This window comes from Erwinia sp. SLM-02, from assembly GCF_037450285.1.
Classification (GTDB): Bacteria; Pseudomonadota; Gammaproteobacteria; order Enterobacterales; family Enterobacteriaceae; genus Erwinia.
In genome coordinates this window covers 22,126-35,884 of the sequence record NZ_JAQISN010000005.1, presented here as the reverse complement: position 1 = coordinate 35,884, position 13,759 = coordinate 22,126, and the positions used below count along the sequence as shown (strand labels likewise).

Below are 13,759 nucleotides of genomic sequence, written 5' to 3'. Positions count from 1 at the left end.
ATGACCACATTTTTAACCGCAGACCCGTCAATCCTGACTGACTATCGGCCTTATCACGGCAGCATGCTGATCGGCGGGGAATTCCGTGACTCCGTTAGCGGCAAACGTGTTGACCGCGTTGGTCCTGCGCACGGCATCGTCGCCGGAAATTATGCTGACGGCAGCGCGGAAGACGCTCTGCTGGCCATTTCTGCGGCGCGCCGTGCGTTTGATGCAGGAACATGGACGTCGTTCACCGCGAAGGAGCGTGCGGAGCTGCTGCTGAAGATTGCCGACGGCATTGCGCAGCGCAGTGAAGAGATGGCGATTATCGAATGCCTGGAAACCGGTAAACCGCTGGCGCAGGCGCGCGGTGAAGTGTCCGGCTGCGTGGATTTATGGCGCTATGCCGCCTCGCTGGCCCGCACGCTGCACGGTGAAAGCTACAACACGCTGGGCGACCAGATGCTCGGCCTGGTGCTGCGTCAGCCGGTGGGCGTGGTATCGATGATCACGCCGTGGAATTTCCCGATCTGGATCCTCAGCCAGAAGCTGCCGTTTGCGCTGGCGGCGGGCTGTACCGTGGTGATTAAACCGAGCGAGTTCACCAGCGGAACCACGCTGATGCTGGGCGAAATCCTCACCGACGCGGGCGTGCCTGCTGGCGTGGTCAACATCGTTACCGGCCTGGGTACCAATGTGGGCAGTCCGCTGGTGGATCACGATGATGTCGATATGGTGTCGTTTACCGGCTCCACCCGGGTAGGCAGACATATCGCGGCGGAAGCCGGGCGCAAGCTGAAGAAAGTCTCGCTGGAACTGGGCGGTAAAAATCCGCAAATCATCTTCCCGGACTGCGATTTTGACGCGGCGGTCGATGCCGTGGTGTTTGGCGTCTATTTCAACGCTGGCGAATGCTGTAACAGCGGCAGCCGCGTACTGGTGCATCAGGACATTGCCGAGAAATTTACCCGCGCGGTGGTAGAAAAAGCCAGTCAGGTGAAGGTCGGCGACCCGCTGCATCCCGAGGTCAAAGTCGGTTCAATTATTAATGATAACCAGATGGCGGTCATTGAGGACGCTATCCGTTCTGCCCGCGAACAGGGTGCTGAAATCCTGCTCGGCGGCGACCGGGTTACGACCGGTCAGGGACTGTTTATGGCCCCTACCGTGGTCGGTGGCGTGAAGGCGGAGATGCAGATTGCGCAGGAAGAGGTCTTTGGTCCGGTACTGGCCATTCTGACCTTTGCCGATTATGAAGAGGCAATCAGCATTGCTAATAACTCCCTGTACGGACTTTCCGCCGCAGTGTGGAGTAAGGATATCGATATTTGCCTGGAAGCCGCGCGAAAAATTAATGCCGGTACGATCTGGGTAAATACTTTCCTGGACGGTTCGCCGGAATTACCGTTTGGCGGATTTAAACAATCCGGCCTGGGGCGTGAATTAGGTAAGGGCGCGGTAGAAGATTATACCGAGCAGAAAACCGTGCAATTACACACCGGTGCCAGAACCAACTGGTGGATAAATAACGCCAGTTAATTCAATTCGCAAGTTAAATAATAACGCGGCCATCTGAATAAGATGGCTGCCGTCTCATGACGTGAGGTCAACGTGGAATACGATTATATTATTATCGGCGGGGGATCTGCCGGTTGCGTTTTGGCGAACCGACTCAGCGAGGACCCGGCAATTAAGGTGTTGCTGCTGGAGGCGGGTGGGGGTGATACCCATCCGCTGTTCAGCATGCCCGCCGGCTTTGCCAAAATGACTAAGGGCCGCAGTAGCTGGGGTTGGCACACCGTACCGCAGAAGCATCTGAATAATCGCGTACTGCGATTTACCCAGGCGAAAGTAATTGGCGGCGGTTCATCGGTTAACGCGCAGGTTTATACCCGTGGGTCGAAATATGATTATGACGAATGGGAGCAGGCCTGCGGCGTTAAAAACTGGGCTTATAAAGATGTGCTGCCCTATTTTAAAAAATCCGAAAAAAACCAGCGCTTCGTTAATGAATATCATGATTATCGCGGCCCGCTTGGCGTATCAAATCCCATCAGCCCGTTGCCTATTTGCGAAGCTTTTTTCCAGGCCGGACAGGAATTAAATATTCCCTATAACCCGGACTTTAACGGTGAGCATCAGGGCGGGTTAGGTTATTACCAGCTTACCCAGCTTAATGCTAAACGCTCCTCAACGTCGGTGGCATATTTGCGTCCGGCGCAGTCGCGGCCAAATCTGACCGTGAAGCTGAATACTTTCACCCTGCGCATTTTGCTGGAAGGCAAGCGGGCGACCGGTGTGGAAATTGCCACCGGCAGCGGCGGCACACAGCAGGTACGCGCTACGCGGGAGGTGATCGTCACCTCCGGTGCCTTTGGCTCGCCTAAGCTGCTGATGCTTTCCGGGATCGGCCCGGCCCGGCATCTGGAAGAGCAGGGTATTACTGTGAAACATGATCTGGCGGGCGTGGGCAGCAATCTGCAGGATCACCTCGACCTGTTCGCTATTGCCGAGTGTACCGGCGACCATACCTACGACCCCTGCCTGAAAATTCATCATGCGGCCTGGGCCGGTTTGCAGTATCTGCTGCTGAAGAAGGGACCGGTAGCCTCCAGCCTGTTTGAAACGGGCGGCTTCTGGTACCTGGACAGCAACGCGCGGTCACCGGACGTGCAGTTCCACCTGGGGCTGGGGTCCGGCATCGAAGCGGGCGTTGAGCAGATGAAAAACTCCGGCGTGACGCTGAACTCCGCCTTCCTGCGCCCGCGCTCGCGCGGCACGCTGCGGCTGGCAAGCGGCAATCCGGCCGATGCGCCGCTGATCGATCCCAACTACTGGGCGGACCCTTACGACCGCGAAATGTCACTGCGCGGCCTGAAGCTGGTGCGTGAAATCCTGTCGCAGGATGCGTTCAAGCCTTACGTGAAGGAAATTCGTCTGCCTTCGCCGCAGATCCGTACCGATGACGAGCTCTTCGAGTATGCCTGCCAGAACGCAAAAACCGATCATCACCCGGTAGGCACCTGCCGCCTGGGTGTAGAGAGCGATCCTGATGCGGTAGTGGATGAGCATCTGAAGGTATTTGGTCTTGAAGGCCTGCGCATTGCGGATTCATCCGTGATACCACGCGTCCCGAGCAGTAATACCAACGCACCGACCATCATGATTGCCGAAAAGGCAGCGGATGCCATTCTCGGTCGGTTGGGCCGTCATTAAACACTAAAAACATCTGCGAAGAGGTCTGTATGAGTATTGATAACAACATCGCTTCTGTTCCTGCATTTAATAATAAGACTGTATCGGTAAAGCTGGCCTTTGGCATGATCACCTCGCTGTTTTTCCTGTGGGGGCTTTCCCACGGCCTGCTGGATGTTTTAAATAAACATTTTCAGGATTCCTTAAACGTCAGCAAGGCGCAGTCCGGCTATTTGCAAATGGCCTATTACGGTGCCTATTTTCTTGTGGCGATCCCGGTCGGCGCAGTGATGCAGCGTTATGGCTACAAGCTTGGCGTGATCTGCGGATTATTACTTTTCGCAGCCGGAGCATTACTGTTTGTGCCGGCCACCTCGGTCGGTACTTTTGCCTTTTTCCTGTTTGCCCTGTTTATTCTGGCCTGCGGTTTAGGCTGCCTGGAAACTTCGGCCAATCTGTATGCGTCGGTGCTGGGTGATGCTAATAATGCCGAACGTCGCCTGAATTTCGCCCAGTCCTTTAACGGCCTTGGCGTGTTTATGGGGCCAATTATCGGCGGTACGCTGTTCTTCGCGCCGGACATTCGCATAGCCGGGCACGCCTTTGATCCGGTGATGACCACCTACGTGGTGCTGGCTGCCGTAGTACTGCTGCTGATGGTGGTGTTTATCGTCACCCGCCTGCCGGAAGTGCAGGAAGCACGCGATGACAGCTGCGTCGGTGCCGTTCAGCAGAGCATCTGGAGAAAACCGAGCTTTACCGGCGCGCTGGCCGCCCAGTTCTTTTATATGGCTGCGCATGTGGGGATCGCCTCATTCTTTATCAACTACGCGATTGACCACTGGAAGGGTACCAGCGTGCAGGACGCCTCTTATCTGCTTTCCTGCGCGATGCTGACCTTTATGATTGGCCGTTTTATCAGCACCTGGGTGATGAAGTATTTCGCGCCACGCAGCATGTTAATTACCTACAGCATTATTAATATTCTGCTGTGCTCGCTGGCGGTGATGGGCGTGGAAAAAATCTCCGTTATCGGACTGGTGGTGATTTTCTTCTTCCTGTCGATTATGTACCCGTGCATTTTTGCCATGGGGGTGAAAAACCTGGGCGCGCAGTCAAAGCGCGCGGGTTCTTATCTGGTGATGACCTTAGTCGGCGGGGCTATTTCGCCTTATCTGATGGGGATGATTGCCGATTACTCCTCAATGGCAACCGCGTTTATTATTCCGGTGTTCAGCTTCGGCGTCATTCTGTTCTATGCCGTGAAGTGTACGCGTTAATTAAATAAAATTTTTGTGGAAAAAATATGAGTGCTGTTGATCAACAGATTCTGGATAGCCTGACGCAGGTATCCTTTCCTAAGTCATTTAATAAAGTCCGGGAAAGCGAAATAAGGGATATTAACGGACTGAATGTTCCGTTTTATCACTACGATGCGGTGGTGGTCGGCACCGGGGCCGCCGGGCTGCGCGCCGCCGTGGAGCTGAAGCGAAAAAACGTCAACGTTCTGCTGGTGACGTCGGGGCTGTATATGGGCACCTCGGCCTGTTCGGGTTCGGACAAGCAGACGTTGTTTACCGCGGCGACCGGCAAAAATGGCGATAACTTCCATCAGCTGGCGGCGGCATTGAGCTCAGGCGGCGCAATGGACAAAGATATCGCCTATGTGGAAGCCGTTGGTTCCATCCACACACTCGCGGGACTGCAATATCTGGGGCTGGAACTGCCCGAAGATCGCTTCGGTTCGATATTGCGCTATCAGACCGACCATGATGAGGCCGGTCGCGCCACCAGCTGCGGTCCGCGCACCTCACGGTTGATGGTGAAGGTCTTGCTGGAGGAGACGCAGCGACTGGCGATACCGATGCTGACCGCCACAACGGCGCTAAAGCTGATCAAGCAGCGGGACAGCGCTGGTGCGGAGCGCTGCGCCGGTTTACTGGTCAGCACCGGCAGCGCGGTTCACAATCCCTATCGTTTTGGGGTCATCAATGCCGCATCGGTGGTGCTGGCCACCGGCGGGCCGGGGGATATGTATCGCGACAGCGTTTACCCGAAGAAGTGTTACGGTTCGCTGGGGCTGGCGCTGGAAGGTGGGCTGAGGTTAACCAATATCATCGAAAGCCAGTTTGGCATCGGCACACCGCGTACGGCATTTCCGTGGAACCTGTCGGGAACCTATGTGCAGGTGATCCCCTATATCTATTCGGTGGATGCACAGGGCAACGAGCATAACTTCCTCGCGCAGTATTATCGTACCACGCAGGAGCTGGCCTCAAATGTGTTCCGCAAGGGCTATCAGTGGCCGTTTCATGCCACGCGCACGCTGGAACACGGCTCCAGCCTGGTGGATATGGCGATTGCCGAAGAGGTGAAAAACGGGCACCGGGTGTATATGGATTTCAACCGCAATCCGCAGCCGGTCCCGGGAGATCAGCCGTTTTCGCTGTCGCGGCTTGATGAAGATGTCAGCAGCTACCTCGCCAATAACGAATGTGCAGCCGATCTGCCGATCGATCGCCTCCGGCAGATGAATCCGCTGGCCATTGAGCTTTATGCCATGCACGGCTGCGACATCACGCGCAGTCCGCTGGAATTTGCGGTGAACAATCAGCATATGAACGGCGGCATCGAGGTGGATATTTGGGGAGAGACCAGCCTTACCGGTTGTTTTGCGCTGGGAGAAGTGGCCGGTACCCATGGCGTCACCCGACCCGGCGGCGCGGCGCTGAACTCCGGACAGGTATTTGGCGTGCGGGTGGCGCAGAAGGTGGCGCACGACGTGCAGCAGCGCCAGCGGCTGGCCGCGCGTGAAGGGGAAATCGATTATGCGGATGTGATGGCGGATATCATTCAGTGGGCTGAAAAATCACTGTCGGAAGACGCTATCGATCCCGTTGCGCTGAAAACCGAAATTCGTAACCGCATGTCGGACCAGGCCGGATTTGTTGTCGCGGCGCAGGAAATCGCAGAGGAACAGCAGCGGGCTGCGTTGCTGCTGAGCGAGGTACTGGCGAAAGGTGTGAGGTTGACCAGCCTGACTAAGCTGACCGAAAACATACTCTGGCGGCATTTTGCGCTGGCTTCAGCTGCAGTAATGGCGATGCTGAGCACGTATATCGAAGGCGGCGGCGGCAGCCGAGGTGCCCGAATTATCCTTGATGAACTGGGGGATTCAGTTCCCGAGGGTCGCAGCGGGCCGATTGAGAAATGGCGCTTCCGGTCGGAGAAAGCCGCCGCGCCGGACAGCAAGCTGCTGATTGCGTGGGACGGTGAACGCTTCCATCATGCCTCGCGCCCGGTGAACGATCCGGTGGATCTCAGTAAAGTCTTTTTTGAAAAGAACTGGCCTGATTTCCTGATGGGGAAAATATACCGCTAATAAAAAAACGCCATGTCTGACATGGCGTTTTGCTTTGTAGCGGATTGGAGTCCTTATTTGGCAAGACGATGCTGCATTATGTGGTCCGCCACTCGCAGCGCCTGCGCGGCAATAGTCAGTGAAGGGTTAACCGCTGCCGAACTGGGCATAAAGCTGGCGTCCACCACGTACAGGTTCTCATGCTCCCAGGCCTGACAGTAACTGTTAAGCGGATCGCGCTCGGGATCGATACCCATTCTGACCGTGCCGCACTGGTGTGACGGCGTTCGTTTATCGAAGGGTTTACTCATCACAAAATAGAACCCACATTTCTTAAGTGCGTTGCTGAGTTTTTTCACCAGTCGGGTATGCGCCGCCCAGTTATTGCGCTCCCAGTGCAGAGTTATTTTATCGCCGTCCAGCTGGATACGGTTTTCAGGGGAGGGCAAATCTTCACTCATGGCGTAAAAATCAATGCTGTGCCTGCTGAAGTAGTTCAAGGCGAAACCCGGCGCTGCGGGAAGGGACGACTTGAGGATCTGACCGGACACGCGACCCAACAGCTGAATGTTGCCTAGCGGGTAGCCACCTGCGCCGTCGGAAAGATAGAAATCATTCAGGCCGAAGGTTTTCTGATACACAGAGCGGTTGCAGTAGCGATGGCTGAAGCCCACCACGGCGGTGCAGTTGTGGTTCATAAAGTTGCGACCAACCATGCCAGAGCGATTCGCCAGCCCGTTGGGGTAGCGGGTGTTTTTCGATTTAAGCAGCAGCGCAGCCGAATGTACGGCTCCGGCGGCGAGAATAACCAGTTTAGGGCGCACGCTACAGGTCTGATTATTGCGTTGATAAACCACCTCTTCGATGCGTCCGCCGTCCGCAGCGGTTTTCAGTCTGATGACCTTGCTGCCGGTCAAAAGTTGAATATTGCTGTGGCTGGCGGTCAGGCTCAGGGCGGCGGTTTCCGCATCAAACTTGCCGTTAAAATAGTGGGGATGTGCATCCCACGGGACTTTGCGCGACTGGCTCCACTGTGCAATATCTACCGCCAGCGGCAGAGAATAGGGACTAAGACCCTGTTTTTGCAGCCTGCGCCGGACGATGGCGATATCGGCTTCATCCTCAATGGCTGCAAAAGCATAGGGGTGGGAACGGGGTGGTTCGGTCGGGTCGGCCTGGCTGTTGCCCCTGACCCGATAGAGTTTTTCCGCCGCGCAGTACCAGGGTTCCAGTTCGGCATAACCGAATGGCCAGGCGGGGGAAACGCCTCCTTCATGGATCATCTCCTCAAAGTCCTCCTGCCGGTAGCGTGCCAGTACCGCGCCGTAGAACTTGGAGTTGCCACCAACGTAGTAGTAATTCCCGGGGCGAAAAGCTTTATTATCTTTATCGAACCAGACTTCGTCGGGCTTAAAGTGCTGCTGAGAAAATATCTTCTGCTGATCGTCATTGTCCGGAGAGTCCGGCATCTGTTCGCCGCTTTCCAGAATGAGGATCTTCAGATCGCTGTTAGCAAGCCCGAAAGCCATGGTGGCTCCACCAATACCGGAGCCAATAATCACAATGTCGGGATGGTCTAAATCACGCTGCATTTTACTGTTCCTCACCGATATGAACGGTAATTCCGGATGAAACCGCTTTCACTACGGCAAGAGATACTGCCAGAGACTGTCGTCCGTCATCACCACTGGCCGCCGGTTGCCCACCATTGAATATCGCATCGCGGAACGAGGCTAAACCGCGTTCATAAAGACTGGCGTGTTCGATCGCTAACGGTTCAGACCCGTGACGGTTATGAAGCGTCACTTCGCCTACGGGGTTCTGCGTCAGAATATTGCGCGCACGCAGCGTACCCTGCGTGCCGATCACATCAATACTGGTTTCAAAATTGCGGGCGGTGAAGGAGTCAAAAAAGCTGACCAGCGTACCTTTGGAAAAACGTAGCGTGCCCATCACCGTTTCCACCGAGCCACTCTGGCTTAGCAGTCCGTCCTGGGCCATTGCGGAAACGGCGACGACGTCGTCATCGAGTAAAAATCTCAACGTATCAATATCATGAACGGTAATATCCATAATCACACCGTTGCCTGCGCTGTTATCCGTGCGCCAGCCAATCAGATTTTCAGGCAGAGAAACGGCGTGGCAGAAGCGAACGGTGAGAATATCACCCAGCGTGCCGTTCCGAATCTCGTCGCGCATTTTCCGAATCGTCGCGGCATTGCGCAGGTGGTGGTTTACCGCCAGCACTTGGTTGCACGCAGATGCCCGTTCGATCATCGTTGTCGCTTCTTCCATCGAAAGTGCCATCGGTTTTTCGCACAGCACGTGCTTGCCATACTCCAGCGCCAGCATCGCCTGCGGGAAATGCTTTTCGTTGGTTGTAGAGATATATACGGCATCAATATCCTGCTGCGAAAGGGCAAGTTTCAGGTCCGTGGTAAAACGGGCAATGTTGTTTTTTACAGCAAATGCCGCAGCCCGTTGTTCATCTCCACTAACCAGCCATGATATTTCATCGCCGCCTGCGCGAATCGCATCAATAACAAACTGTTGTGCAATGGTGCTGGCACCAATAAGAAGCCACTTCATGATTAATCTCCTTGTTTAGCACAGTATGTGCCGAATAAAAATATTAATAAGTAACATGCTGCCGGAATTATTAAGCTGAGTTTTAACGTGAATATATCGGCCAGAAGGCCGGTAATGGGAGGGATGAATCCTCCGCCGACGATGGCACAGCAGAGCAGGCCAGAACCTTCAGCTGAACGGGAATTAAGCTTCGAGCAGGAAAGGGAAAATATTGTTGGGAACATAATTGAATTAAAAAGGCCAACCGTGAGCAATGCAAAACCGGCCAGTTCTCCATGGGAATTCATACTGACCGCAATCAGTGTGATAACCATTGCCGAGAATATAAACAGAATCTTCGCAGGAGAAATTATTTTCATCAGCGCCGAGCCGATAAAACGACCCACCATGGCCCCACCCCAGTAAAAAGCAATATATTTACCTGCCTGTTCAGGTGTAATGGCCATGACATCACCATGAGTCAGATAATTAACTAAGATGCTGCCGATGGTGACCTCAGCCCCAACGTATAAAAACAGACTGATAAACCCGAGGCGAAAACGTGTACTGCTAAATAAATTCAGTGAGTTCATCAGGTTAGTTTTTGGTAGCATCGCGCTGTGCTGACCAAATGACTTAAATCTGAACATGGCTGCGCAAAACAGAAAAATGACTACGGCGATGGCCGTATAGGCCTGACCGATCACGGCCGTTTCTTTCTGCATGGCCGCGGCCAGTTCCGCTCCATGAAGGGTTGAGAGATCGATACCAGAAATAGCACCGAGAATAAAAATTGCCCCGATCCATGGTGCAATGGTGGTGCCTAATGAATTGAATCCGTGGCCAAGCGTCAGCCTGATAGATGCGCTTCTGGCTGAACCAAGTAGGGTGATTAGCGGGTTGGCAACCACCTGAATAACGGTGACACCAACGGCCAGCAGAAATAAAGCGCCAAGGAATGCCGGGAACAACCCGATATGAGTGGCCGGAATAAATGCCAGGCAGCCAATGCCCATAATCAGCAGCCCGGCAATTGCCGATTTGACATAGCCGAAGCGGATGATCAGCCTGCTGGCGGGGATGGAAGCGGTAAAGTAGGCGAAGAAAAAGGCGGACTGTACCAGCATTGATTCCATATAGGTGAGCTGGAAAAGCTCCTTCAGTTTAGGGATCAACACATCGTTTAAACTGGTGATACTGCCAAACATAAAAAATAGTGAGAATACCATCAATTTCAATGGTGTATTAATCTGGTAATGATCTTCTTTTGTTGAATGTAATATAGCGGCAGGTGTGCTCATCTTCTATCCTTTATTGATCTGGTTCACATTATCGGATTTAAATTATTGACATTTATTTTATATTTTTTATTGACATTTATCTCAGGTTGGGTGTTAAGTTGATAATATGTCGACGGCTAGAGAATGGCTGTTTTAGGTCTGTTATGTAAGTGTTAAAATGCCAATAACTGATACTATCCTACCAATAATGATGAGAGTGGATTATGAAGTCTGATTATGAAAAGATTATTAATAATCCTTATGTGTCATGGTCATTTCTTCATCGAGTGATGCAGGATGAGATTCCTTTTCAGTGGCATCATCACCCTGAGTATGAATTAACGTTTACACTAAATAGTTACGGCGTTAAATATATTGGTGGGGATATTAATCATTATAAAGATAACGATTTGGTCTTGATTGGTCCGAATGTTCCTCATTCGTGGAAATCGCAGGGAAAGATTAATGATGCCGATCCACATTTGGCTCTGGTTATCTGGTTTAGTTCTGAATGGATTGAAAAGCTGGCTGATACTTTCCCAGAGATGAAGGCGGTTAAAGATTTTTTGCGCCGAATAACCTCTGCGGTAACATTTAGCGAAGCTGTTATTCAGCAGGTCAGGCCGGATATTATGTCTATTGCTGAACTGGCTCCGCCCTATCGTACGCCGCTGTTGTTGAATATTCTGTTAAAGCTCGCGTCGGATTCGGTAACGGAATTCTCTACCATTATTCATTCCGAGCATTTTCGTGAAGACAGAAAGCAGATTAGAAATATTCTTGAGGTGATTGATTACCTGAATAATAACTATCATCAGCGTGTTTCGGTGGAGCAGATGGCAACCCTTTGCCACGTCAGTTCGACCACTTTTCACCGACTTTTTAAGCGTATCACCAAGAAGTCACCGATGGACTACATTATTAACCTGCGCATCCTGCATGCGGCCGAAAAACTACTGGAATCGCAGGATTCTGTTTCCAGTATTGCCGATGAGGTCGGCTATTCCTCGCTGGCCCTGTTTAATCGCCATTTTAAAGCCTCCAAGGGGATGCCGCCCAGAGAGTTTCGCGATACTTATCTGAAAAACAGATAACCGGCCATGAAAAAACCGGGCCATTGATGGCCCGGTTTAGTGGTTTAAAGCCGAGAATGCTTGCTTAATATGAGTGTTTAGCCCAGTTTTTTCAGCAGCGCCTTCGCCACATCTTCCGAGCTGGCCGGGTTCTGGCCGGTGATCAGATTGCCATCTTCCACCACGAACGGGGCCCAGTCGGCACCTTTCTGATAGTGTGCGCCAGCGGCAATAAACTCATCCTCAATCAGGAAAGGCACCACGTCGGTCAGCTGCACCGCCGCTTCTTCACTGTTGCTGAAGCCGGTCACCTGTTTGCCCTGAACGCGCGGTGCGCCGCCGGTGGATTTCACGTGGCGCAGCACGCCCGGCGCGTGGCAGACAAAGCTGATGGGCTTAGCGGCGCGGTCAAAGGCTTCAATCAGCGCAATGGAGTCGGCCGATTCGGCCAGATCCCACAGCGGGCCGTGGCCGCCGGGATAAAATACCGCATCAAAGTCCTGCTGATTGACCGTCTCCAGCTTCACGGTGCTGGCCAGCGCCTGCTGCGCCGAGCTGTCGGCCTTAAAGCGGTCGGTCATTGCCGTCTGAAAATCCGGCAGATCGCTTTTCGGGTCCAGCGGCGGCTGGCCACCGGCAGGCGAGGCCAGCACCACGTCTGCACCCGCATCCCTGAAGACGTAGTAGGGCGCGGCAAACTCTTCCAGCCAGAAACCGGTTTTCTCTCCGGTATTACCCAGCTCGGCGTGTGAGGTCAGTACCATTAAAATTTTCATTACGGGTTCTCCGGTGATGGGGCGAATAGAGATTATTGATTAAGCATAGCCGTCACGGCGGCCGTTTTGTCCTGATACGGAGCACGCAGGCGTAAATTGGTGGTGCCCGCCTCATCCTGAATGACTACCGGTTTGGCGTGGCTGAAGCGCCGGAAGCCGTGAATCCCGTGGTAAGCCCCGATCCCCGATGCGCCGACGCCGCCAAACGGCAGGCTGTCGATCGCGGCGTGGGTCATCACGTCATTGATAACCAGCGCGCCGGAGGTGGTCCGCTGTGCCATCTGCTGCTGGCGCTGCCGATCGTTGCCAAAGTAGTAGGCGGCCAGCGGGCGCGGATGTGCATTGATGTAAGCTATTGCTTCACTGACATCGCCCGCATAGGTTTTCACCGGCAGCAGCGGTCCAAATATCTCTTCCTGCATCACGTTCATCTCCTCGTTGACATCAAGGATCAGATGCGGGGCGATTTTACGGCTCAGCGGATCGAAGTCGGCTTCACCCTCTGGTGCCAGGCTGATAATGCGCGCACCTTTGGCGGCGGCGTCGGCCAGCAGATCGACCAGTCGCTGATAGTGACGATCGCTGACGATCGCGGTGTAGTCCGGGTTTTCCTGCACGGCAGGGTAAGCCCGGCGGATAAAGGTGCGTGCGGCGTCGGTAAACGCCTCTTCTGCGGCCTGCGGCAGCAGCAGATAGTCGGGAGAAATACAGATCTGCCCGGCGTTAAAGGTTTTGATGGTCAGGGTTCTTTCGGCGGCCAGTTGCGGGTCGGCATCCACATCCAGCACCACCGGCGATTTTCCGCCCAGCTCCAGCGTGACCGGCACGAGGTTCTCGGCAGCGGCGCGCATCACGTGTTTGCCTACCGAGGTGCTGCCGGTAAACACCAGATGGTCGAACGGCAGGGCGCTGAACGCCTGGCCCGTGGCGGCATCGCCCAGTACCACCGTCAGCTCGTTCGGGTCGAAATAGCGCGCCACCAGTTCGGCCAGCAGGGCAGAGGTGGCTGGCGTCAGCTCCGATGGCTTGAGCATTGCGGTATTGCCCGCGGCGAAGACGCCCGCCAGCGGCCCGAATGCCAGGTTAATCGGAAAGTTCCACGGGCTGATTACACCCACCACGCCCAGTGGCTGTGGTTCAATCCATGCCTGCATACCCGCGACCGGCACTTCAGCGGCCTCCGGTTTCATCCATTCGGCCACGTGGTCCGCCGCGTGCTGCAGCATCCCGATCGTGGTTAGCAGGTCGGCGGTCATCGTCTGGTAAGCGCTGCGGTGGCCGAAATCGGCGCTGATGGCGGCGGCAATTGTTTCATGGTTATCGCGGATCAGCGCGGCGCTGCGCAGCAGGCGGTCGCGCCGCAGTGCCAGCGGTGCTAGGCCAGCCTGTAAATGTGCCTGCTTCATGGTCTGGAGAATACGCTGTAAATCCTGTTGAAGGGTGCTGTGAGTCATGGTGTTCTTTGCCTCGCGGTAATCGTTAAGTTGCAGCAAGCTTACCTGCCGTGGATTTTCGGTGCTAACA

Annotated in this window: 10 protein-coding genes; 5 read left to right on the top strand and 5 right to left on the bottom strand. The window is 54.2% G+C overall.

All coding sequences use genetic code 11. From position 1 onward, the window contains the following. The 4 genes from PGH32_RS21320 (at nucleotide 1) to PGH32_RS21305 (ending at nucleotide 6,559) form a co-directional block, all read left to right on the top strand. Nucleotides 1-1,521 (top strand): aldehyde dehydrogenase family protein, encoded by a 1,521-nt coding sequence (locus PGH32_RS21320; RefSeq protein WP_337895054.1) that lies wholly within the window; start codon nucleotides 1-3, stop codon nucleotides 1,519-1,521. A gap of 72 nt (nucleotides 1,522-1,593) precedes the next feature. Further along, on the top strand, nucleotides 1,594-3,198 hold the full coding sequence (locus PGH32_RS21315; RefSeq protein ID WP_337895053.1) for a GMC family oxidoreductase: 1,605 nt from the start codon (nucleotides 1,594-1,596) through the stop codon (nucleotides 3,196-3,198). A gap of 29 nt (nucleotides 3,199-3,227) precedes the next feature. Beyond that, complete coding sequence (locus tag PGH32_RS21310) at nucleotides 3,228-4,457, top strand: MFS transporter (protein ID WP_314419343.1); 1,230 nt, start codon at nucleotides 3,228-3,230, stop codon at nucleotides 4,455-4,457. Between the two features lie 26 nt (nucleotides 4,458-4,483). Continuing rightward, the gene (locus PGH32_RS21305) at nucleotides 4,484-6,559 is read left to right on the top strand and encodes an FAD-binding protein (protein ID WP_337895052.1); all 2,076 of its coding nucleotides are present in this window, start codon (nucleotides 4,484-4,486) and stop codon (nucleotides 6,557-6,559) included. A gap of 53 nt (nucleotides 6,560-6,612) precedes the next feature. Here the strand turns inward: PGH32_RS21305 and PGH32_RS21300 are convergent, their stop codons facing one another. From PGH32_RS21300 to PGH32_RS21290, 3 genes are read right to left on the bottom strand one after another with little or no spacing between them, the layout of a single operon-like run. Beyond that, the gene (locus PGH32_RS21300; RefSeq protein WP_314419339.1) at nucleotides 6,613-8,130 is read right to left on the bottom strand and encodes a GMC family oxidoreductase; all 1,518 of its coding nucleotides are present in this window, start codon (nucleotides 8,128-8,130) and stop codon (nucleotides 6,613-6,615) included. 1 nt (nucleotide 8,131) lies between these two features. Beyond that, the gene (locus PGH32_RS21295; protein WP_337895051.1) at nucleotides 8,132-9,127 is read right to left on the bottom strand and encodes a Gfo/Idh/MocA family protein; all 996 of its coding nucleotides are present in this window, start codon (nucleotides 9,125-9,127) and stop codon (nucleotides 8,132-8,134) included. A gap of 2 nt (nucleotides 9,128-9,129) precedes the next feature. Then, on the bottom strand, nucleotides 9,130-10,407 hold the full coding sequence (locus tag PGH32_RS21290; protein WP_337895050.1) for a sugar MFS transporter: 1,278 nt from the start codon (nucleotides 10,405-10,407) through the stop codon (nucleotides 9,130-9,132). Nucleotides 10,408-10,610: 203 nt separating this feature from the next. On the opposite strand from PGH32_RS21290, the gene PGH32_RS21285 reads away from it, so the two are divergent. Further along, nucleotides 10,611-11,480: a helix-turn-helix domain-containing protein gene (locus PGH32_RS21285; RefSeq protein WP_205066910.1), complete on the top strand. Its 870-nt coding sequence runs from the start codon at nucleotides 10,611-10,613 to the stop codon at nucleotides 11,478-11,480. Between the two features lie 77 nt (nucleotides 11,481-11,557). Here PGH32_RS21285 and PGH32_RS21280 read toward each other — a convergent pair whose 3' ends face one another. Continuing rightward, nucleotides 11,558-12,235 carry a type 1 glutamine amidotransferase domain-containing protein gene (locus PGH32_RS21280; protein WP_314419330.1) on the bottom strand — a complete coding sequence of 226 codons (678 nt, stop codon included), beginning with the start codon at nucleotides 12,233-12,235 and terminating at the stop codon, nucleotides 11,558-11,560. A gap of 32 nt (nucleotides 12,236-12,267) precedes the next feature. Continuing rightward, nucleotides 12,268-13,689 carry a coniferyl aldehyde dehydrogenase gene (locus tag PGH32_RS21275; protein WP_337895049.1) on the bottom strand — a complete coding sequence of 474 codons (1,422 nt, stop codon included), beginning with the start codon at nucleotides 13,687-13,689 and terminating at the stop codon, nucleotides 12,268-12,270. Nucleotides 13,690-13,759: the final 70 nt, after the last annotated feature.

What these genes read in the sequence shown, in the direction of transcription:
- PGH32_RS21320 (WP_337895054.1), top strand. Translation starts at nt 1, where the DNA reads ATGACCACATTTTTAACCGCAGACCCGTCAATCCTGACTGACTATCGG.
- PGH32_RS21310 (WP_314419343.1), top strand. Translation starts at nt 3,228, where the DNA reads ATGAGTATTGATAACAACATCGCTTCTGTTCCTGCATTTAATAATAAG.
- PGH32_RS21305 (WP_337895052.1), top strand. Translation starts at nt 4,484, where the DNA reads ATGAGTGCTGTTGATCAACAGATTCTGGATAGCCTGACGCAGGTATCC.
- PGH32_RS21300 (WP_314419339.1), bottom strand. Translation starts at nt 8,130, where the DNA reads ATGCAGCGTGATTTAGACCATCCCGACATTGTGATTATTGGCTCCGGT.
- PGH32_RS21295 (WP_337895051.1), bottom strand. Translation starts at nt 9,127, where the DNA reads ATGAAGTGGCTTCTTATTGGTGCCAGCACCATTGCACAACAGTTTGTT.
- PGH32_RS21290 (WP_337895050.1), bottom strand. Translation starts at nt 10,407, where the DNA reads ATGAGCACACCTGCCGCTATATTACATTCAACAAAAGAAGATCATTAC.
- PGH32_RS21285 (WP_205066910.1), top strand. Translation starts at nt 10,611, where the DNA reads ATGAAGTCTGATTATGAAAAGATTATTAATAATCCTTATGTGTCATGG.
- PGH32_RS21280 (WP_314419330.1), bottom strand. Translation starts at nt 12,235, where the DNA reads ATGAAAATTTTAATGGTACTGACCTCACACGCCGAGCTGGGTAATACC.
- PGH32_RS21275 (WP_337895049.1), bottom strand. Translation starts at nt 13,689, where the DNA reads ATGACTCACAGCACCCTTCAACAGGATTTACAGCGTATTCTCCAGACC.